Below are 19685 nucleotides of genomic sequence, written 5' to 3' on the forward strand. Positions count from 1 at the left end.
GGTCAGGAGCGGGAGACCCGCCAGAGCCCCAGGAGGGTGCCGGCCTCCTCGACGAGCAGCCGGGGCCACACCGCGAGACCCGCGGGGCCCCCGAGACGTGGTGCCGCCGTGATGCCCGGCCCGTCGCCGCCCACCAGGGTCGGCGCCAGCGTCAGGGCGAGCTCGTCGACGACCCCGGCGGAGAGGGCGGCCGAGAACAACGACGGACCGCCCTCGCAGAGGACGTGCCGCAGCCCGCGCGCCGCGAGGGAGTCGAGCGCGGCGCCGAGGTCGACCTCCTCGTCACCGGCCACCACGACGGCCTCGGAGCCCAGGGCCGACCGGGCCCGGCCGAGCCGGCGCGCGCCCGCGGCCGAGCAGGTGAGGAACAGGCCGGCACCGCGACCCTCCACCGGCGTCCGCAGCCCCTCGGGCACCCGACCCGACGCGCTGACGACGACGAGGGCCGGTGGCTCCGGCCGGCGCCTCGACGGCTCGACGCGCTCGTAGCCCTCCGCGCGCACCGTCCCCGCCCCGACGAGGACGGCGTCGCACAGGTCGCGCTGGAGGGCGAAGACCCGGTTGTCGGCCGGGGTGTTGATGGACCCGCTGCGTCCGTCGGCCCCCACGGCCGACCCGTCCAAGGAGGTGACGAAGTTCGCGCGCACCCACCGGCGACCGCGGGGGAAGGCGTAGAGGTCGGCGAGCTCGCTCGCCGTGACGCGGGCTCCGGGCGCCGCCGGACGCCGGTGGTCGAGGAGGACGCGCACGGCCCGATCCTCGCAGGTCGGGCACCCGGCCGGTCGTGGCACCGCCACGCGCCCCCGTCCTCTGACAGGATGCGGCGATGGGCAAGGGCGGGAAGAAGAAGCAGAAGAAGGGCAAGGGCGGCGACGTCCCATCGAGCGAGGTCGCCGAGAAGGGCGCGCCCGCGGCGGGCGAGGCCACCCCCGACGAGGCGCTCACCGGCAAGGCGGCGGCCAAGGCCGAGAAGAAGCGGAAGAAGGCCGCGAAGGCTCGCGCCGAGAAGGAGGTCGAGCCGGTCACCTGGAGCGAGGTGCTGCGGGTCGGCCCCGGCTTCTCCCTGGTGGCGCTCGACCCGGCCTCGACGCCCGGCTTCACCGGCGCGAAGGAGGACGGCGAGGCCGTCATGGGCGACCTGCAGCAGCGGCTGTCCGACCTGCAGGAGCGGCTCTACGCGGAGTCGCGCGGGGGTGGCGCGCGCTCGGTCCTCCTCGTCATCCAGGGCATGGACACCTCCGGCAAGGGCGGCATCATGCGCCACGTCGTCGGGGCGGTCGACCCGCAGGGCGTCGACATCACCTCGTTCAAGGCGCCCAGCGCCGAGGAGAAGCGGCACCCGTTCCTCTGGCGTGTCCGCAGGGCCCTGCCCACGCCCGGCGACATCGGCGTCTTCGACCGCAGCCACTACGAGGACGTGCTCATCGTCCGCGTCCACGACCTCGTCCCGAAGGCGACGTGGTCGCGCCGCTACGCACAGATCAACGCCTTCGAGCAGGGGGTCGTCGACGACGGCACGACGATCGTCAAGGTCATGCTGCACATCAGCAGCGAGGAGCAGAAGGCCCGCCTGACCGAGCGCCTCGAGCGCGAGGACAAGCACTGGAAGTACAACCCCGGCGACCTCGACGAGCGCTCGCACTGGGCCGACTACATGCAGGCCTACCAGGCCGCCCTCGAGAAGTGCTCGACCGACGCCGCTCCCTGGTTCGTCGTCCCGGCGGACCGCAAGTGGTACGCCCGCCTCGCCGTGACCAACCTCCTCCTCGAGCACCTCGAGGCGATGGACCCGCAGTGGCCCGCCGCCGACTTCGACGTCGAGAGGGAGAAGGAGCGCCTCGCCCTCAGTCCCTGAGAGCCCGCTCCAACAGCACGGCCACGGCCTCGGCGCCGACCTCGGACCCCAGGGTCCCGAAGGTCGCGCCGTGCGACCCGCCGAGCCGGCTCGCGACGAAGGCGTCGGCCACCGGACCCGGGGCGTGCCGCACGAGCAGCGCCGCCTGGAGGGTCACCGCCAGCCGCTCGACGACCCGCCGGGCCTGCCACGCTCCGTCGGCGCCCAGGGCGACCGCCGCCGCCTCGTCGCAGGCGTCGATCGCCGTGTCGAGCGCGGTCGAGTGGCCCCTCGCGAGGGCGAGCTCCTTGCCGAGGGCGGCCAGGGACGCCGGCTCCCGGGTGAGGGCGCGCACGACGTCGAGGGCGTTGACGTTGCCCGAGCCCTCCCAGATGGAGTTGAGCGGGGCCTCGCGGTAGAGGCGGGCGAGCCCGTTCTCCTCGACGTACCCGTTGCCGCCGAGGCACTCCAGTGCCTCGGCGACCATCGGCGCGGTCCGCTTGCAGACCCAGAACTTGCCGAGTGCCACCCCGAGCCGCGACAGCTCGCCCTCCCCGGCGTCGACCGCGTGCGCGAGACGCAGCGCGAGCAGCGTCGCGGCCTCGGACTCCAGCGCCAGGTCGGCGAGGACGTTGCGCATGAGCGGCTGGTCGACGAGGAGGGCCCCGAACGCCGAGCGGTGCCGGGCATGGTGCACGGCCCGCACGAGCGCGGCCCGCATCGTCGCCGCCGACCCGACGACGCAGTCGAGGCGCGTGGAGGCGACCATGTCGATGATGGTCCGGATGCCGCGCCCCTCCTCGCCGACCCGCAGCGCCCACGTGCCGTCGAGCTCGATCTCGGAGGACGCGTTCGACCGGTTCCCGAGCTTGTCCTTGAGTCGCTGGAGGCGGATCTCGTTGCGGGTGCCGTCGTCGAGGACGCGGGGCACGAGGAAGCAGCCCACCCCCGCCCCGGTCTGCGCGAGGACGAGGAAGCCGTCGCTCATCGGCGCGGAGCAGAACCACTTGTGGCCGGTGAGGCGGTAGGTCTCGCCGCCGGCGAGCGGCCCGCCCCGGGACGCCACGGCCCGCGTCGTGTTCGCCCGGACGTCGCTGCCTCCCTGCTTCTCGGTCATGCCCATGCCGACGGTCAGCCCGGTCTTGGCGGAGGCGGGTGCGAGCTGCGGCTCGTACGTCCTCGACGCCAGCCCGGGGACCCACCGCCCGGCCACCGACGGCTCGGCCCGCAGCGCCGGCACGGCCGCGTACGTCATCGAGACCGGACACAGGTGGCCCGCGTCGACCTGCGACCACAGGAGGAAGCCCGCCGCCCGCCGCGCGTGGGCGCCGGAGCCGTCGGGGCGCGTCCACGGCTCGCCGGTGAGGCCTGCCCCGACGGCTTCCGTCAGGAGCCGGTGGTAGCTCGGGTGGTAGGCCACCTCGTCGAGCCGCTCGCCGGTGGGGGAGTGCGTCCGCAGCACCGGGGTGACCCGCTCGGCGTCCTCGCCCCACGCCCTCGCCTCCTCGCTGCCGGCGAGCGCGCCGAGGTCGTCGAGGGCGGCGGCGCCGTCGGGGTCGACCGGCTCCACCCAGCGCCGGACGGCGTCCGAGAGCGGCGCGTCGGACCGCAGCCCGTGCAGCCCCGCAGGTGGGGGGACGACGTTGCTCACGACGTGGGTCCGCATCCCTCGAGCCTAGGGCGGTTACCGTTGACGCCATGACCGACGCCAAGCGGCGCCTCCGGCGGGCGCTCGCCCGCGTCCCGGGGCTGCTCCCGCTGGCCCGCCTCGTCATCGCGACGGTCCGCGTCTGCCTGCGCTACCGCGTCACCGGCCTCGCCTCGGAGGCCGGCTTCTTCGCGCTCCTCTCGCTCCCGCCCCTCCTCCTCGGGCTCTTCGGAGGTCTGGGCTACGTCGGGGACTGGCTCGGCGAGGCCGCCGTCGAGCAGGTGCGCGGCTCGATCAACGAGTACGCGGCGCGCTTCCTCACCGCCGACGTCATCGACGACACCCTGGGCCCGACGGTCGAGGACGTCTTCCGCGACGGCCGCTTCGACCTCATCTCGCTCGGCTTCCTGCTCTCGCTGTGGTCGGGGTCGCGCGCCCTCAACGTCTTCGTCGACACCATCGCGATCATGTACGGGCAGTCCGGCGTCCGCGGGATCGTCCGGACCCGGGCCCTGTCGTTCTCCCTCTACGTCCTCGCCCTCGTCCTCGGCGTCGTGACCATCCCGCTCGTCCTCCTCGGCCCCACGACCATCAGCGGCTTCCTCCCGGCGCCGTGGGACCCGCTCGTGGGCCTGTACTGGCCCCTGGTCACGGTGCTGTCCGTCGGCGGGCTGACGAGCCTTTACCACGTGTCGACGCCGCGCCGGTCGCCCTGGACGAGGGACGTGCCCGGCGCCGTCCTGACCCTCGTCATCTGGGCCCTCGCGTCGTACTTCGTCCGCGGGACGATCGCCGCCTCGCTCGGTGGCACCTCGATCTACGGACCGCTCAGCGCGCCGATCGTCCTGCTCATCTGGCTCTACGCCCTCGCGATCGCCGTCCTCATCGGGGCCGCGCTCAACGCCGCGGTGCGCGAGCTGTGGCCGGCCGCCGAGGAGCGCAGCCTCCACGAGCGCCTCGGAGCCTGGGTCCGCGACCACCGCGAGCGCCGGGCCACCGGCAGCCGCTGGGGTGACCCGTTCGACGGCTACGGCACCCCCGAGGAGGAGACGACGCTCGGCCTGACGAGCCTGCGCGAGGCGGCCAGGGCACCCCTGACGCCGATGGCCGAGGAGCGCCGCCGACGCGAGCGCGACCCCGTCGAGGCCGACCGCTGAGATGCCCGCCCCACGGGTCCCGTCGCCCCCACCGGTGACGCGAGGTGCCGGTTTGGAGTTCGCCTCGCGGATCGGATACTGTCTCCGAGCACGCCGAGCGGGGCTCCGGAAGGGGAATCGCGAGGGATGCGTGCGGATGTAGCTCAGTTGGTAGAGCGCAACCTTGCCAAGGTTGAGGTCGCCGGTTCGAACCCGGTCATCCGCTCGGAGGGTTAGCCGCCCCCACGGTGGAGTGGCCGAGAGGCGAGGCAGCGGCCTGCAAAGCCGCGTACACGGGTTCAAATCCCGTCTCCACCTCGAGAAGTACCCGTAGCACGCATCACCCCGGACGCGTAGCGCAGCTGGTTAGCGCACCACCTTGACACGGTGGGGGTCGGAGGTTCGAGTCCTCTCGCGTCCACGCACGAAGCCCGTCGGACCTCGGTCCGGCGGGCTTCCTCGTGCCCGGGCGCGGGGCCGAACCGTTGGGCTCAGGCCGGCGCCCTCGTCGCGAACCACGGGTGGTGCAGGTCGAGGTAGGTCAGGTCCTTGACCTGCTCCATCTCCCGGTCGAACTCGTCGGCGATCTCGGGCGGCATCTCCTTGGCCTCGCCCGCGCGGGCCTCGGCCTCGCTGCGGAAGGCGACGGTCTCGGTGAAGAACCCGTCGTCGTCGATGGCGATCGTCCCGCCGATGATCTCGGGCCGGGCCTCGCGCAGCCCGTCCATCGGCTGGGACATGAACTCGCGGAACCGCGGCGCGTCCTCCACCCGCCCCTGGATGACCTGGACGAAGCCGGCGTCGTCGGACCCGCCGTCGAGCATGAGGATGACGTCGTCGCAGTCGTGGAAGGCGACCTCGCCCTCGAAGCAGCGGCTCACCTGCTCCCACCAGGCCCCCTGCTCGGGACGCAGCGAGTTGCGGGCCGCGGCCTCGCGCGAGGCGAAGCGGACGATCCCGACGAAGGTGCCGTCGTCGGTCGTGCCGTAGGTGCCGCCGAGCCAGCCGTCGGCACCGGGGGAGAGGTCCTCCATCCACCGGTCCATGTGCCCGCGCAGCGCGGCCTCGTCGGAGCACCTGCCCTGGATGACCTGGATGAACATGCCGATCCACCGTCCTTCCCGCGGGCCGCTTCCCCGTGAAGCCGGCCCACCGGTCGACGCTACGCGCGGCGTCCGCCGGTGTCTGTAGCCCGGACGAGTGGTCCCCGGGGGAGCCGGCGCCGTTGCGGGTGCCTGGGTGACCGACGAGACACCGCCGGGTACGGCGCACCGGCCTAGCGTGGAGGTGGGGCCGGGTCCCCGCGTGAGGGACCGCCCCTCGGAGGTCGAGATGGCACGGGCACTGGTGGTCTACGAGTCGTTCTGGGGGAACACCGAGCAGGTGGCCCGGGAGGTCGCCGCCGGGGTCGGTGAGGTGATGCCGGTCGAGGTCGTCGACGTCGGGGCGGCGCCTGCGTCCCTCGACGGGGTCGGCCTCCTCGTCGCCGGAGGACCGACGCACGCCTTCTCGATGACGCGCCCGTCGACCCGTCGCGACGCCCGTGACAAGGGCGCACCGCGCGGCGGGGTCGACCGTGGCCTGCGCGAGTGGCTGGAGGGGCTGCCCCGGGTCGAGGACGTCCGTGTCGCCACGTTCGACACCCGGGTGGGGTCGGTGCGGCACCTGCCCGGGTCGGCGGCACGCGGCGCGGCCCGCAGTGCGCGCCGCCACGGCCTGCGGCAGATCGCGCCACCGGAGAGCTTCTGGGTCCGGGACATGGGCGGTCCGCTGGAGGACGGCGAGCTCGACCGAGCCCTGGCGTGGGGTCACGACGTGGCCGCGGCCGTCGGCGCCGCGGTCTGACCGTGGTCAGGTGGCGAGCCGCCGTGCGTCCCACGACGGCGCGGCGGCGAGCGCGCGGGGCACCGCCCGGGTCGGCGCGGGGGAGGGCGACCCGCGCACGGCGCCTACGATGCTCGGCGTGGCGGAGGCGAGGTTCGGGGCAGTCGTGGCCCGCGGGGTCATGGCCGTCACCCACGATGCCGCCGACCTCGTCGAGGGCTTCTGGGTCGTCGTCGTCACCTTCGAGGGCGAGCTGACCGCGGTGCGGATGGCGGAGGTCGACCGCGCGCCCCGACCCGCGCCGGTGGCGCCGTGGGCCCCGCTCGACCGCCACTGGAGCGGCAGCCTGGACCGCGACGCCTACATCGAGGGCGTCGAGGAGATCCGCCGCCGCATCGCCGCCGGCACGGTCTACCAGGTCAACCTCTGCCGGGTCCTCGAGCACGACCTCCCCGAGGACGCCTCGGTCGGCGCCCTCGGGGCCCACCTCGCGGCCGGGAACCCGGCGCCGTACGCCGCGACCGTCGACCTGCCGGAGGCCGGGCTCGAGGTCGCGTGCGCCTCGCCCGAGGCCTTCCTCGTCCGCCGCGGCGACCGGCTGACGACCCGCCCGATCAAGGGGACCGCCCGCACGCCCGGTGGCCTGCTCGCCAAGGACCACGCCGAGAACGTCATGATCGTCGACCTCGTGCGCCACGACCTCGCCCCGGTGAGCCGCCCCGGGACCGTCGAGGTGGACCACCTCTGCCGCGTCGAGGAGCACCCGGGCCTGGTCCACCTCGTCAGCGACGTCAGCGGACGGCTGCGCGAGGGCGTCGGCTGGCCCGAGATCCTGCGCGCCACCTTCCCGCCGGGCTCGGTCAGCGGGGCGCCGAAGCACACCGCGCTGCTCGCCATCGCCGACCTCGAGCCCGTCGCGCGGGGGCCGTACTGCGGTGCCGTGGGCTGGGTCGACGCCGACCGGGACGAGGCCGAGCTCGCCGTGGGGATCCGCACGTTCTGGTCGGCGCGCACCGACGACGGGCGTCGCGTCCTGCGGTTCGGCACCGGCGCGGGGATCACGTGGGGGAGCGTGGCCGTTCAGGAGTGGGACGAGACCGAGCTGAAGGCGGCGCGTCTGGTCGGCATCGCGTCGGGTGCCGCCGTCGCGTCTGGAAGGGTGTAGTGCATGACAGCGATCAGGGTGTGGGTCGACGGACGCCTCGTCGGCGCCGACGACCCCGCGGTGAGCGCCGTCGACCACGGCGTGACCGTGGGCGACGGGGCGTTCGAGACGGCGAAGATCGACGGGGGCGCCCCCTTCGCGATGACGCGCCACCTGCGTCGCCTCGACCGCACGGTGGCCGGGCTCGGGCTGCCCCCCGCCGACCACGACCGGATCCGCGAGGGCGTCGCGGCCGTCCTCGACACCGACCCGATCGACTTCGGGCGGCTGCGGGTCACGGTCACCGGGGGACGCGGGCCGCTCGGCTCGGACCGGCTCGACTCCGCCCTCACCCACATCGTCACCGCCGTGCCGCACGAGCGGCCGGGCGCCCACGGCGCCGTCGTGACCGTGCCCTGGGTCCGCAACGAGCGAGCCGCCACGGCCGGGCTGAAGACGACCTCGTACGCCGACAACGTCATCGCCCTCGCCAGGGCCAAGGAGCACGGCGCCGTCGAGGCGATCTTCGCCAACACCCGCGGTGAGCTGTGCGAGGCCACCGGGAGCAACGTCTTCGTCGTCCTCGACGGCGTGGTCCGCACCCCGCCGCTCGACAGCGGCTGCCTCGCCGGCATCACCCGTGAGCTCGTCCTCGAGTGGTGTGCCCACGAGGGGCTCGAGGTGGTCGAGCAGGCGCTGCCGCTCGACGTCCTCGCGTCGGCCGAGGAGGTCTTCCTCACCTCCTCGATCAAGGACGTCTTCGCGGTGTCGGCGGTCGACGGGCGCGCCCTCACGGCGCCCGGGCCGGTGACCGCCCGGGTGCGCGAGATCTGGGACCGCCACGCCGAGAAGGGGCTCGACCCGTGACCGAGCAGGTGAAGCACAGCAGGATCTTCCGCGACCCGAGCGATGACGAGAAGGACTGGGAGTGGCGCCGCCGGATCCGCTCCAACCCCCACTCGCTGCGGATCTACCGCGGGGTCGTCTTCACGGCCGGGCTGGTGCTCGTCCTCGGCGGGCTCGCCCTCGTGCCGCTGCCCGGGCCGGGCTGGCTCATCGTCATCCTCGGCATCGCGGTGTGGGCCTCGGAGTTCGAGCCGGCCTCGCGGCTGCTCGACTTCGTCAAGGACAGGGTGCGGGCGTGGGAGGCCTGGGCCAAGGAGCAGGCGTGGTGGGTCAAGGGCCTCCTCGCGCTCGGGTGCGCCCTCGTCGTCGGCGGCGCGGTCTGGCTCGTGCTGTGGATGACGGGGGTGCCCTCGTTCGTGCCCGAGGGCATCGCCGGCTGGCTGCGGCTCAACGCCGGCCTCGGGTGACGGGGCCGATTTCCGCCCCCTCCACCGGTCCGTATATCCTCGGCAGGCCGCGAGGCACCCGGATGTGTAGCTCAGCTGGTTAGAGCGTTCGCTTCACACGCGAGAGGTCGGGGGTTCGAGTCCCTCCACATCCACCGAAGGCCCCGACCGCGCCGGCGGTGCGGGGCTTCGCGTTCGGCGGAGCCGCTCACCGTTCCTGCCGGGCGACCATGGCGGCCCAGGCGCGGTAGCCACCCTCGAGGTCAGTGGCCCGCCCGAGGCCGAGCCGGCGCAGTGTCGCTGCGGCGAGGCTCGAGCTGTACCCCTCGTTGCACACCAGGACGTAGCGGATGTCGGCACCCGAGGCGAGCGGAAGCCGGTGCGGGCTGGTGGGGTCGAGGCGCCACTCGAGAACGTTGCGGTCCACCACGACCGCGCCGGGGAGCGAACCGTCGCGCTCGCGCTGCTCCGAGGGGCGGATGTCGATGACCACGGCGCCGTCGCGGACCTCGGTGGCCAAGGCGTCGGGAGCGACCCGGTCCAGGTCCGCTCGCGCCTGGGCAAGGTAGCCCTCGATCGCCGACGCCGACGCCGACGCCGACGCCGACGCCGGCCCCGACCGGCGCGTCCCTGCCGCCCTCACGCGCCAATCGTCCTCGCAGTCGCAGAACGCGTCCATAGCCCGATGGGCCCTTCACGGTCCATCGCATCTGCTCGGAGGCGGACGAACTGCCTCACAGGTGTCATCAGGGGACTAGGTTCTCGATCGTGAAGTCTCCGCGCGACCGTGCGGTCGAGCGGGAGCGGCATCCGCAGCTCCCGCCGGGCGCCGACGAACGGGTCTCGGGCTACGGGGTGATGGGGCAGCCGTTCTCCTCGGGTCATGTGCTCGGGCTGCGTCGGTGGACCGCGTCGTCGGTCGGTGAGCAGTTCACCTCGATCTGGCACCGCGACCCGGCGGGCATCTGGCACTTCTACGAGTCTGCCCAGCCACGGTTCGCCTGCTCACGCTGGTTCGGCCATGGAGTGCAGGAGTCGACCGTGGCCGACATCGACCTCGCCTGGGAGGCGCCGAACGTCCTGCGCGTGACGTCCCCGGGGCTGGTCGACTGGACCGTGACGCTGGGGAGCTCGCCGATGACCCACGTCATGAGCGGCGTGGGTTCGGTGCTGCCGTACCGCGTCTGGCGGTCAGCGGCCGTGCTCAAGGCGATGGGAGCCGTCGCGTCGGCGACGTTGGGCGTCGGGACAGTGGGGATGACCGGGCTGACGGCCAACGGGCAGCCGTTCGACGCCAACCCGCTGCGCATCTGGCGCGTGGTCCACTCCAGCGCGCGGATCGACGGCCAGGACGCCGGGCAGCCGGCTCCGCTGCCGGAGCAGGCGCGCCTCGGCGACTTCTGGATCCCCCAGCGGGGGATCTTCGCGATCGGGCGCGTCTTCATCGGGGCCTGAGACCAGCCGGCCGACGGGCGGATGGCCTCAGGCCGGCGTCGTCCTCTTGTTCCATACTTCCATGGAGTAGCGTGGCGAGCGTGAGCTCCACCCGACAGGTCGTCCGTCCGTGAGCCCCCTGAACGCCCTACCGCTCCTGGACCCGGGACTGGGCAACCAGGCCTATCTCGTCGACCTGGGCGATGGTCGGGCCCTAGCGGTGGACCCCACGGTCGACCTGCGCTCGCTGGACGCCGCCGCCGCCGTCCACGGTCTGGCCGTGGCGTTCGCCGCCGAGACCCACCTGCACGCGGACTTCGTGTCCGGGGCGACGCGGCTGGCGCGCCGGGACGGGGCCCAGGTGATCGCCTCGGCCCAGGGGGGTCGGCGCTTCGTCCACGTCGGGCTGTCCGACGAGGAGGAGGTCGGCGTCGGCAGGCTGACCCTGCGGGGCTGGGCGACTCCCGGGCACACCGACGAGCACATGTCCTACCTGCTCACCGATGGCGGCCGGCCGCTGGCGGTGTTCACCGGTGGGTCGCTCGTCGTCGGTGCGGCTGCCCGGACGGACCTCATGGGGCCCGAACGCACGGACGCCCTCACCCGCGCCCAGTTCAGGTCGCTGCGCAGGCTCGCCGGGCTGCCCGACGACACGCTGGTGTACCCGACCCATGGGGCGGGCTCCTTCTGCGCGGCCCCGCAGGGCGCGGGCCGCACGTCGACCATCGGTCGGGAGAAGGCGGCGAACCCGCTGATGCGCCTGGATGACGAGGACGCCTTCGTGGAGTCGCTCCTCGCCGGCCTGGGTACCTACCCGGCCTACTTCTCGCGCCTGGCCGAGGTCAACCGGCTGGGCCCCGGCGACCCCGGACCGGTGGGACTGGCGGCGCTCGGCGTGGCCGAGGTGAGCGGCCTGCGCCGGCAGGGTGCGCAGGTCGTCGACGTGAGACCGACGGTCGACTACGCGGCCGCCCACCTGCACGGTGCCCTCGCGATCCCGCTCCGTGGGGTGTTCGCGACCTGGCTGGGCTGGCTGCTCCCGGACCCCGGCACGCCCATCGTCATCGTGCGCAACGCCGACCAGGATCCGGAGGAGATCGTCTGGCAGGCCCGCAAGGTGGGCTACGCCGGTGTCGTGGGCGAGCTCGACGGCGGGGTCGCTGCGTGGGCGGCAGCCGGCGAGCCGACGACGAGCACCCCGCTGGCCGACCCGGCCACCGTCGACCCGGCGCGAGTCGTCGACGTCCGGCAACGCTCGGAGTACGCCACGGGCCACCTTCCCGGTGCCGTGAACGTCGAGCTCGGAGCGGTCGGCTCGGCCCCCCTCATGGACGTGCCGCTGGTCACGATGTGCGGCCACGGTGAGCGTGCGGCCACCGCGGCCAGCGTGCTGGAACGCGCCGGCAGGACCGGGCTGAGCATCATGGCGTGCGGGCCGGACGAGTGGGCGCAGGCATCCGGCGAGAGGGTCGCGGTCGGCGCATGACCACCCTCCCTGGTCGTCCGGTCCGACTCGGCCTGCGGGAGAACCTGGCCCAGTTCGGCCTCCTCGTCGGCGTCAACGCCCTCGTGGGCGGGATGCTCGGGCAGGAGCGCACGGTCGTGCCGCTGCTGGCCACCGAGGTCTTCGGCGTGCCCGGCCACACCGCGGCCCTGACCTTCATCGTCGCCTTCGGCCTGGCCAAGGCGGCCAGCAACTACGTCGCCGGGACGCTGTCCGACCGGTTCGGCCGCAAGCCGGTGCTCGTGGCCGGGTGGCTGGTCGCCATCCCCGTACCGGTCCTGCTCATCTGGGCGCCCTCGTGGGCCTGGGTGGTCTTCGCCAACGTGCTGCTCGGCCTCAGCCAGGGTCTGACCTGGTCGACGACCGTGGTGATGAAGATCGACCTCGTCGGGCCGGCCCGCCGCGGCCTGGCGATGGGGTTCAACGAGGCCGCCGGGTACGCCGCGGTCGCGCTGACCGCGCTGGCCACCGGCTACCTCGCAGCCGCCCACGGGCTGCGCCCGGTGCCGTTCTACCTCGGCATCGCCTTCGCCGCCCTGGGCCTCGGGGTCTCGACCCTGTTCGTCCGGGAGACCCGCGAGCACGCCCGGCTCGAGGCCCGCAGCCACGTGGCCCGTACCGACGGCCGGCACGACCACCTCGGCGACCACCTGACCAACGGCCAGGTCTTCACCCAGACCTCCTTCCGCGAGCCGGCCCTGTCATCCGCGAGCCAGGCAGGTCTGGTCAACAACCTCAACGACGGGTTGGCGTGGGGCCTGTTCCCCGTGCTGTTCCTCTCGTCTGGGCTGTCGCTGCAGCGGATCGGCCTGCTCGCGGCGATCTACCCCATGGTCTGGGGGCTGGGCCAGCTCGTCACCGGCCCCCTGTCCGACCGGTGGGGACGCAGGTGGCTGATCGCCGGCGGCATGGGCGTCCAGGCCATCGGCCTGGCCATCATGGCCACCGCCGACGGGTTCGGGTGGTGGGCCGTGGCAGCGGTGCTCCTCGGGGCCGGGACCGCGATGGTGTACCCCGCCCTGCTCGCCGCCATCAGCGACGTGGCCCACCCCGCGTGGCGGGCCCGGGCGATGGGCACCTACCGGCTCTGGCGCGACGGCGGCTTCGCCGTCGGTGCCCTCATGGCCGGCGTCCTCGCGGACCTGTACGGCGTGCGTGTCGCCATCGGCGCCGTCGCCGCCCTCACGGCCGTCTCCGGAGCGGTCGTCGCCGCGCGGATGTACGAGACCCGGAACGCGCAGGCACCGGCACAGCCGATGCCTGCGGGAGGGACCCGATGAGCCGGCGCGAGTCCAAGACCGCCCTGTACGAGCAGTTCGCCAGGGCCGGCAAGGGCCTGTCCAGCCCCAAGCGGCTCGAGCTGCTCGACCTGATCGCCCAGGGCGGGTACACCGTCGAGGCCCTGGCCGCAGCCGCCGGTCTGGGCCTGTCCACGGCATCCATGCACCTGCAGGCGCTCAAGGACGCCGGACTGGTCCGTTCCCGCCGCCAGGGAACCTTCGTGCACTACCGGCTCGCCGGTGACGACGTCGCTGCCCTGCTCGCCCTGCTGCGCGCCGTGGCCACCACGCACCTCGCCGACGCCGACCGGGCAGCCGCCGGTTACCTGGGCGCACCGACCACCGAGCACTCCGATGCCGTGGCGCGCGAGGAGCTCCTGCGCCGGGTTCGCCGCGGCGACGTGGTCGTCCTCGACGTCCGCCCCACCACGGAGTACATCGCCGGGCACATTCCGGGCGCGGTCTCCGTGCCGCTGGACGAGCTCGAACAGCGCCTCGACGAGCTGCCCGACGGCGTCGAGATCGTCGCCTACTGCCGTGGCGCCTACTGCGTGCTGGCCTACGACGCGGTCGACCGGCTCACCGCCGCCGGCCGCTCCGCCCGGCGGCTGCAGGAGGGAATGCTCGAGTGGCGGCTGGCCGGGCTCCCGGTCGCCGACGGCGACGCGTGAGCCGCAGTGCAATGGGCGACGGCGACGGGCTGCGGACCTGCGTGGCGCTGGAGAGGCGCCCGCCCCGGTCGCCCGGTGCGTCACCCGACGCGCAGCCAGGCGCTGTCGGGGGCGACGTCACGGGCGATGACCCGGCCGTTCTCGCGGACTTCCGCCCAGGCGTAGAGGTTGTTGCCCCCGGTGCACGGCGGCTCGCCGCCCCCCAGGAAGAAGAAGCTCATCGTCACCGCGTTGTCGGCCTCCTCCGGCTCGTCGCGGGACTCCTCGGGGTGGGCGAAGTCGAACGGGAGGCCGTAGGGGCCACCCACCCGCTCGGCGACGCGACCCGTCCGCAGGCTCCGCACCCAGACCCGGAAGTCCCCGGGCTCGGTCGTCGTGGCGTTGTCGTTGCTGATCCCGAGCTCGCAGTCGGGGACGAGGTCGGCATCCGCGTCGAAGACCATGCCGTACTCCACGACCCGGCCCTGCGCGTCGAGCGTCGTCTCGCTCGGGTAGGGGCCGGCGAGCGTGAGCCTCCAGTCCCGCCCGGCCCCGCCCCCGAAGCCGCCGGCCTCGAGGAGGCGGATGTCGACGTACCCCTCCGCCGTGTCGGCCGGATCCTGCCAGGACCGGATCGCGGGCACACCGCCGTCGTCCGCCTCGACGAAGTGCTGGGGGTCCGGGGTTCCCGCAGTGGCCGACGGCCCGGCGGGGACGAGCGGTGCCGCGTCCCGCCACCCCGGCAGCCACGGCCGGCCGACGAGGACGACGACGGCGAGCGCTGCCGCCGTGGCGGCGACGGCGACGGCCCGGCGACGGCGCCGGCGCCCGACCCCCCGCCGCTCGACGTCGGCGAACGCGGGCGGCTGGGCGGCGCCCGCCGCCGCCTCGGCGACGTCGGGGTGCAGGAGGTGGTCCAGGTCAGCCATGTGCTGCCTCCTCGGCGGAGTCCGGGACGGTGTCGAGGAGGGCCGCGAGGGCGACCCGCCCGCGGGACAGCCGGGTCTTCACGGTGCCGACGGGGACCCCCGTGGCCTCGGCGACCTGGGCGACGGGGAGGTCGGCGAGGTAGTGCAGCGCGATGGCCTCGCGCTGGGCGGCCGGGAGACGGCGCAGCGCCGTCATGAGGACGAGGCGGTCGTCGTCGAGGGTGGTCGGGTGCACCGGAGCGGGCTGGCGGCTGGCGGCCATCCGGGCCCGGCGGAAGCGGCTGCGGCTGACGTTGACCGCGACCGTCCGCAGCCATGCCTCCGGGTTGTCCAGCCGGGCGAAGGTGCGCTCGTGCTGCACGGCGCGCGCGAAGGCCTCGGCGACGACCTCCTCGGCCTCCGTGAGGTCACCGCACACGCCGTACAGCTGTCCGACCAGCCGCCGGTACGAGGCCTCGAAGACCTCGCGGACCCGGTCCGAGCCGGTCATGCGCGGTCCCGCGCCGGAGCTGACACGCACGTCATGACCACACGACCTCCGGGGGGCCCGAAAGGTTTCACGTCCGGGGCCAGCATCTCGCGTCAGCAGGGGACGTGGAAGTCGACGCCGACCCCGCCGCGGCGGACCCCGACACCGGAGCGGTTGCGGCCGGGCCGGTCGCTGCGCAGCACCCGACCCGAGCGCGCGACGAGCTGGTCCATGAGCGGCTGGCGCGGGATCTCGGGCCAGAAGCTGATCGGGCGCACCGACGCGGCCGCGGCCCACAGCGGCTTCCCGGGCCTCAGGACGTCCTCGAGGAACTCGACCGGGGTGGCGTTGTGGCTCCCGTGGTGCCCGACCTTGTAGAACGTCGTCCGCGACACGAGCTCACGAGTGGCCGGGCGGTCCATCACCGCGCGCCACGAGCCCCACTGGGCGTCGCCGGGGAAGAGCAGGTACGCCGAGCCGAACTCGAAGAGGAACATCAGGCTCGTCCCGTTGACGGCCTTGTCGAGGCTGACGGCCGTCGCGAGGTCGGTGTCGCGCATCATCTCGTCCGCCGTGGCCCGCACGTCGTCGTCGAGGTCGGGCAGGTCGGTGTCGAGGACGAAGCCGCGGGCGAAGGGCTGGTCCTTCTGGCTCACGGCCGAGCCGGGCTCGCTGCCGGGGCCGCCCGCGCCGGCGCCGAACCGCAGGTAGGACTGCCCGGCCGGGGGGTCCATGTCGCGGATCGTCGCCTCGTCCCTCGAGGGGGCGAGGACGTGCACGGTGAGGGCGGGGCACGCGGCGGGGCGGATGGTCGCCGTCTCCGGGGTGGAGAGGAAGCGCCGCTCCGGCTTGCCCTTGAACCCCTGGTGCAGGGTCCGCATCGCGGCGGCGTTCGTCAGGGAGTTGGCGACGAGCTCGCGCAGGGACGCCTTGACGTCCTCGCTCTGCCACCGCCGGTCGAAGCCCAGGTCGGCGAACGCCGTCGTGAGGTTGAGGGCGAGGCTGCTCTGCCGGGTGCGGATGCGCACGGCCTCGGGGTCGTCCGGGTCCTCGGTCCACGGGAGCCACACCTCGCCGACGGTGACGTCGGCCCAGGCGGGCTCGTCGAAGCCGCTGACGTGGTCCTGGTGGCGGTGCGTCGCGACGACGACGTCGATGGCGGCGGGCGCGCCGACGTCGCGGACGATCGTCTCGACGGTCTCGCGGATCCTCCAGCACCTCCGGGGGAAGCCCGAGCTGTGGGCACCGCAGTCGACGAGCACCCGGAACGGGGCGCGACCCTCCCTCGGGAACTCGAGGAGGAAGCAGTCGCCGAACCCGACGTTGTACATCCGCACCCGGACCTCAGCCACGACCACCCCTCCATCCCTGCTGGGCCACGTGCGCGCCCGTGAGCTTCGCGCGCTGGCGCATCCGCCGCTCGCGGTACCGGTCGTCGCTCCACACCTGGAGCGGGTCCTGCTGGTCCAGGGCGGCGACGTAGTCGCGGAAGCCCTGCTCGCGCGCCTCGGCGAGGTCCTCCTGCCCCGTCGGGCGCCGGATGCCGCTCGCCCGCCACGGCAGGGGCTTGGCGATGACGTAGCGCACCGTCCCGTCGGACGCGAACACCGCGGTGGTCCCCGCGCGCAGGACGACCCCGCCCTCCTCGACCCGGTCGGGGTGGCCCGGCGGCGGGGCCTGCACCCACTGGGCGACGAGCTCGACCTTGAGCTGGCCGTTCTCGTCGACGTGGAAGCTCGGGTGGAAGCCGGCGAGCTCGGTGTGCCGGTCCATGAGGGCGGGGTCGAGCTGGAGCTCGACGGCGTGCTGGCGCGCGAAGTCGCGCAGCCGGCGGTACGGCTGCTCGCCGGGGGGCAGGGTCGGGCCGAGGTCGACGAACTGGCTCGCCATCACCTCCGTGACGACCTCGACGGGGATCTTCATGTGCTGCATCGCAGGCGGGCGGTCCAGCCGCAGCGCCTCCTCGGCCAGAGAGGACACCCCCGGCGCGTAGATGCCCCGCAGGCGGAAGGCGTCGATGAAGGAGGCCCGCCGCTCGTGCTCGTCGCGGGGGTTGAGCTCGAAGTCGGCGGTGACGACGGCCCGGAGGTAGTCGCCGAAGGTGACGTCGACCGGCGGGAGGTACTCGAACGCGCGCAGGCACATCGTCAGGACGTCCTGCGCGGCCTGGGCGGCCTCCCGGGTGACGAGCGCGACGAGGTCGGACTGCAGCTCGCCGGCCGGCAGGATCCCCGAGCCGCCGGTCACCGCGCGGACCAGCCCACGGGTGCGGTTGCTGTAGATCCGGAAGAACGCGTCGAAGACGGCAGCGACGAGGATGGACCCCCGCTCGTGCGGTTCGAGGACCTCGGCGTACAGCGACGGGTCCGGGGCGGCGGCCCCGGTGCCCCGCGCCGCCCGCAGCGCGCGGCCCTGCCCGGTGGCGTACCCGAACTGCTGCGCGAGCTCGAGGAGGCGGCCCGGCTGCGACAGGTCCGAGCGCGTGGCGCGGATCTGGTCCTGGAGCACCTCGGGGAAGCTGAAGTGCTGGAAGATCGCGACGATGTCGGCGAGGCCCTCGTGGAAGGCGAGGACGTCCCGGTTCGTCGGGTCGTTGAAGTGGTCGCGCAGCCGGTCCACGATCGCGTGGGTCGTCTCGTGGGCGACGATGTCGTGCGACAGGCACGTGAAGATCGTCTGCCCGGGCAGGTTGGGGCCGAGGTCCTCCGCGGTCGCGGTGAAGTAGCCGAAGTGCAGCGAGAGGGTCGTCGAGTCGTAGAAGGCGTTCGTGCCCTCGAAGGAGTGGGGGAGGACGGTCAGCTTGCGGCCCTGGCGGAACCGGAACGGCCTCCCCAGCGCCCGCTCGAAGTTCTCGATGACCTTCATGACGACCGCGTAGACCATCTGCTGGTGGAAGCGGGGGTCGGAGTCGGACGGGTCGAGGCCGCGCTGCATGAGGATCGGGGCGTCGTCGAGGTCGACCGGGGCGTAGAACTCGCGCTTCGTGCCGTTGTAGTCGACGACGCGCACGAGGCGCCCCATCGGCCCCGGAGACAGCCGCTCGTTGACGACCTCGGTGATCGCGAGGTTGCCCGCCGACCGGCGCAGGCTGGGGTCGAAGGCGAAGATCTTCAGCGGCCGGCGTGCCGGCGGCTGGACCTCGGGGAGGTAGCTGCGGGTCGGGTCGCCGGCGGGTCCTGGCTGGGGGAGCGTCATGTCACCCTCCTCGTCATCGCGGTCGGTCGTCGCGACGGCGCCTCACCCGCCCGGCCGCAGGCCGACGTGCACCTCGAGGTCGCGCCCGTCGGGCAGGGGCACCGTCCAGGTCCGGTCGGCGACGACCCCGTCGGCGGTCACCCCACCCCAGGTCTGGAAGGCCTCCACGGAGGCGCGCGTCCGCGGCCCGAACCTCGCGTCGACGCCCTGGGGGGTGACCTCCCACCGCCCGGGCGCCTCGTCGGTCAGCACCCGCTGCAGGTCCCTGACGTCCGTCCCCGACTCACCGGCCTGCAGCCGCGGCATCGCCGTGCCGTCCGGCAGGGCCGCCCAGGTCGCGGGGCCGACGATGCCGTCGGCCGCGAGCCCCGCGTCCTCCTGCACCGCCCGGACCGCCGCCTGGGTGGCGGGCCCGAAGCGACCGTCGACGACGACCTCGGGCCGCGGCACCCGCCGCAGGGCCCTCTGGAGACGGCGCACCGGCTCACCGCTCGTGCCGAGGGCGACGTTCGGCTGTCCCTCGTTGCTCATGGTGGGCTCCCGTCGGTCGTGGTCGTGGTCGTGGTGGTGGTGGTGGTGGTCCTCGTGGGGTCAGCGCCAGAGCGCGGCCCAGGTCCGGGGCCCGACGCGACCGTCGACCTCGAGGCCCCGCTTGCGCTGGAAGGCCTTGACGACGCCCTCGGTGGCCGGTCCGAAGCTGCCGTCGAGCACGATGGTGAAGCCGTGCGAGCGCAGCCGGCGCTGGACCGCCTTGACGCGCTCGCCCTTCATGCCCTTGGAGACCGTGCCGGTGAACGGCGGGTGGGGAGGGCCGATCCCCGGGATCGGCTGGCCCGCGTAGTCGGTGGACCAGCCTGCGTAGGTACGGCCCCAGGTGCGGCACAGCGTCGTGATGGACACCTCGCTGCACAGCCCCGGCGCCGGCCAGTCGGTGCTCCAGATCCTGCCGTTCCCGGTGGAGAGCGCGACGTGGCCGAAGCGGCTGCCCTTGATGTAGACCGGTACCCCCGGTGGCGGGTGGGCGTCGTGGCGCAGGTTGCGGGCGGCCTGCAGCGCGGCGTTGGCGTCCGGGAGCCCCGCCGGCCTGGCGTCGAGCCAGCGCATGACGAAGTTCAAACACTTCTTCGGCCGGCAGCGCCGGGTCCCGCGCGCGGCCCTCACCGACTCGGCCGGCGTCCTCACGGCGTGCACCCCGGCTGTCGCCGGCTCGTCCGGGTCGTCATCGACGACACCCCTTTCCCCTGTCGAGCACCGTCGGGACCGGGCGCGGCCCGCGTCCCCCGCGAGCCGCCACCGGGACCCGGGCGAGCAGGTCCTCCCCTACGGTGTGTCCCGATTGTCCCGAG

General features: G+C 74.0%; 20 protein-coding genes and 4 tRNA genes. 14 read left to right on the forward strand and 10 right to left on the reverse strand.

Going from position 1 to position 19685, the window contains the following annotated elements; all coding sequences use genetic code 11:
- Window positions 1-2: 2 nt before the first annotated feature.
- Window positions 3-749, reverse strand: coding sequence for a dihydrofolate reductase family protein (locus ACK8HX_RS03560; RefSeq protein WP_411939267.1), 747 nt, complete (start codon window positions 747-749; stop codon window positions 3-5).
- A 77-nt stretch (window positions 750-826) separates the two neighbouring features.
- On the opposite strand from ACK8HX_RS03560, the gene ACK8HX_RS03565 reads away from it, so the two are divergent.
- Window positions 827-1855: a polyphosphate kinase 2 family protein gene (locus ACK8HX_RS03565; protein ID WP_411939268.1), complete on the forward strand. Its 1029-nt coding sequence runs from the start codon at window positions 827-829 to the stop codon at window positions 1853-1855.
- On the opposite strand, the gene ACK8HX_RS03570 is transcribed toward ACK8HX_RS03565, so the two are convergent.
- Complete coding sequence (locus ACK8HX_RS03570; protein ID WP_411939269.1) at window positions 1845-3500, reverse strand: acyl-CoA dehydrogenase family protein; 1656 nt, start codon at window positions 3498-3500, stop codon at window positions 1845-1847. The genes ACK8HX_RS03565 and ACK8HX_RS03570 overlap by 11 nt on opposite strands.
- Before the next feature lie 32 nt (window positions 3501-3532).
- Between ACK8HX_RS03570 and ACK8HX_RS03575 the strand changes: the two genes are divergently transcribed.
- From ACK8HX_RS03575 to ACK8HX_RS03590, 4 genes are all read left to right on the forward strand, one after another.
- Window positions 3533-4639: a YihY/virulence factor BrkB family protein gene (locus tag ACK8HX_RS03575; RefSeq protein WP_411939270.1), complete on the forward strand. Its 1107-nt coding sequence runs from the start codon at window positions 3533-3535 to the stop codon at window positions 4637-4639.
- 132 nt (window positions 4640-4771) lie between these two features.
- A tRNA-Gly gene (locus tag ACK8HX_RS03580) sits at window positions 4772-4844 on the forward strand.
- A 21-nt stretch (window positions 4845-4865) separates the two neighbouring features.
- Window positions 4866-4936: transfer RNA gene (locus tag ACK8HX_RS03585), tRNA-Cys, on the forward strand.
- Window positions 4937-4965: 29 nt separating this feature from the next.
- Window positions 4966-5039: transfer RNA gene (locus ACK8HX_RS03590), tRNA-Val, on the forward strand.
- Between the two features lie 70 nt (window positions 5040-5109).
- Here the strand turns inward: ACK8HX_RS03590 and ACK8HX_RS03595 are convergent.
- Window positions 5110-5721: a hypothetical protein gene (locus ACK8HX_RS03595; protein WP_411939271.1), complete on the reverse strand. Its 612-nt coding sequence runs from the start codon at window positions 5719-5721 to the stop codon at window positions 5110-5112.
- 229 nt (window positions 5722-5950) lie between these two features.
- Between ACK8HX_RS03595 and ACK8HX_RS03600 the strand changes: the two genes are divergently transcribed.
- The 5 genes from ACK8HX_RS03600 to ACK8HX_RS03620 all read left to right on the forward strand — a co-directional run bounded on the left by ACK8HX_RS03600 (window position 5951) and on the right by ACK8HX_RS03620 (window position 9033).
- Window positions 5951-6463 carry a flavodoxin family protein gene (locus ACK8HX_RS03600; RefSeq protein ID WP_411939272.1) on the forward strand — a complete coding sequence of 171 codons (513 nt, stop codon included), beginning with the start codon at window positions 5951-5953 and terminating at the stop codon, window positions 6461-6463.
- A 109-nt stretch (window positions 6464-6572) separates the two neighbouring features.
- Window positions 6573-7607 carry a chorismate-binding protein gene (locus ACK8HX_RS03605; protein WP_411939345.1) on the forward strand — a complete coding sequence of 345 codons (1035 nt, stop codon included), beginning with the start codon at window positions 6573-6575 and terminating at the stop codon, window positions 7605-7607.
- 3 nt (window positions 7608-7610) lie between these two features.
- Window positions 7611-8453 carry an aminotransferase class IV gene (locus ACK8HX_RS03610; protein ID WP_411939273.1) on the forward strand — a complete coding sequence of 281 codons (843 nt, stop codon included), beginning with the start codon at window positions 7611-7613 and terminating at the stop codon, window positions 8451-8453.
- Window positions 8450-8899: a TIGR02611 family protein gene (locus ACK8HX_RS03615; protein ID WP_411939274.1), complete on the forward strand. Its 450-nt coding sequence runs from the start codon at window positions 8450-8452 to the stop codon at window positions 8897-8899. The genes ACK8HX_RS03610 and ACK8HX_RS03615 overlap by 4 nt, the downstream gene beginning before the upstream one ends.
- A 60-nt stretch (window positions 8900-8959) precedes the next feature.
- A tRNA-Val gene (locus ACK8HX_RS03620) sits at window positions 8960-9033 on the forward strand.
- Between the two features lie 53 nt (window positions 9034-9086).
- Here the strand turns inward: ACK8HX_RS03620 and ACK8HX_RS03625 are convergent.
- The gene (locus tag ACK8HX_RS03625; protein WP_411939275.1) at window positions 9087-9521 is read right to left on the reverse strand and encodes a rhodanese-like domain-containing protein; all 435 of its coding nucleotides are present in this window, start codon (window positions 9519-9521) and stop codon (window positions 9087-9089) included.
- A gap of 125 nt (window positions 9522-9646) precedes the next feature.
- Here ACK8HX_RS03625 and ACK8HX_RS03630 point away from each other — a divergent pair, with 125 nt between their 5' ends.
- From ACK8HX_RS03630 to ACK8HX_RS03645, 4 genes are all read left to right on the forward strand, one after another.
- Entirely contained in the window at window positions 9647-10333 is a 687-nt protein-coding gene (locus tag ACK8HX_RS03630) for a hypothetical protein (protein ID WP_411939276.1), read from the forward strand.
- 109 nt (window positions 10334-10442) lie between these two features.
- Window positions 10443-11798 carry an MBL fold metallo-hydrolase gene (locus tag ACK8HX_RS03635; RefSeq protein ID WP_411939277.1) on the forward strand — a complete coding sequence of 452 codons (1356 nt, stop codon included), beginning with the start codon at window positions 10443-10445 and terminating at the stop codon, window positions 11796-11798.
- A complete protein-coding gene (locus ACK8HX_RS03640; protein WP_411939278.1) occupies window positions 11795-13096 on the forward strand; it encodes an MFS transporter in 1302 nt (433 codons plus the stop codon). Before ACK8HX_RS03635 ends, ACK8HX_RS03640 begins: the two co-directional genes overlap by 4 nt.
- Window positions 13093-13767 (forward strand): ArsR/SmtB family transcription factor, encoded by a 675-nt coding sequence (locus ACK8HX_RS03645; protein WP_411939279.1) that lies wholly within the window; start codon window positions 13093-13095, stop codon window positions 13765-13767. Before ACK8HX_RS03640 ends, ACK8HX_RS03645 begins: the two co-directional genes overlap by 4 nt.
- A gap of 80 nt (window positions 13768-13847) precedes the next feature.
- Here the strand turns inward: ACK8HX_RS03645 and ACK8HX_RS03650 are convergent, their stop codons facing one another.
- The 6 genes from ACK8HX_RS03650 to ACK8HX_RS03675 form a co-directional block, all read right to left on the reverse strand.
- Window positions 13848-14675 (reverse strand): hypothetical protein, encoded by an 828-nt coding sequence (locus ACK8HX_RS03650; protein ID WP_411939280.1) that lies wholly within the window; start codon window positions 14673-14675, stop codon window positions 13848-13850.
- Complete coding sequence (locus ACK8HX_RS03655; RefSeq protein WP_411939281.1) at window positions 14668-15165, reverse strand: RNA polymerase sigma factor; 498 nt, start codon at window positions 15163-15165, stop codon at window positions 14668-14670. The genes ACK8HX_RS03650 and ACK8HX_RS03655 overlap by 8 nt, the downstream gene beginning before the upstream one ends.
- A gap of 92 nt (window positions 15166-15257) precedes the next feature.
- On the reverse strand, window positions 15258-16496 hold the full coding sequence (locus tag ACK8HX_RS03660) for a ComEC/Rec2 family competence protein (protein WP_411939282.1): 1239 nt from the start codon (window positions 16494-16496) through the stop codon (window positions 15258-15260).
- On the reverse strand, window positions 16489-18339 hold the full coding sequence (locus ACK8HX_RS03665) for a gluzincin family metallopeptidase (RefSeq protein WP_411939283.1): 1851 nt from the start codon (window positions 18337-18339) through the stop codon (window positions 16489-16491). The genes ACK8HX_RS03660 and ACK8HX_RS03665 overlap by 8 nt, the downstream gene beginning before the upstream one ends.
- Before the next feature lie 42 nt (window positions 18340-18381).
- Window positions 18382-18870 (reverse strand): peptidoglycan-binding domain-containing protein, encoded by a 489-nt coding sequence (locus tag ACK8HX_RS03670; RefSeq protein ID WP_411939284.1) that lies wholly within the window; start codon window positions 18868-18870, stop codon window positions 18382-18384.
- 60 nt (window positions 18871-18930) lie between these two features.
- Window positions 18931-19521, reverse strand: coding sequence for a peptidoglycan-binding domain-containing protein (locus ACK8HX_RS03675; protein WP_411939285.1), 591 nt, complete (start codon window positions 19519-19521; stop codon window positions 18931-18933).
- Window positions 19522-19685: the final 164 nt, after the last annotated feature.

Origin of the sequence: Oryzobacter faecalis, from assembly GCF_046764005.1 — a bacterium.
Lineage (GTDB): Bacteria > Actinomycetota > Actinomycetes > Actinomycetales > Dermatophilaceae > Oryzobacter > Oryzobacter faecalis.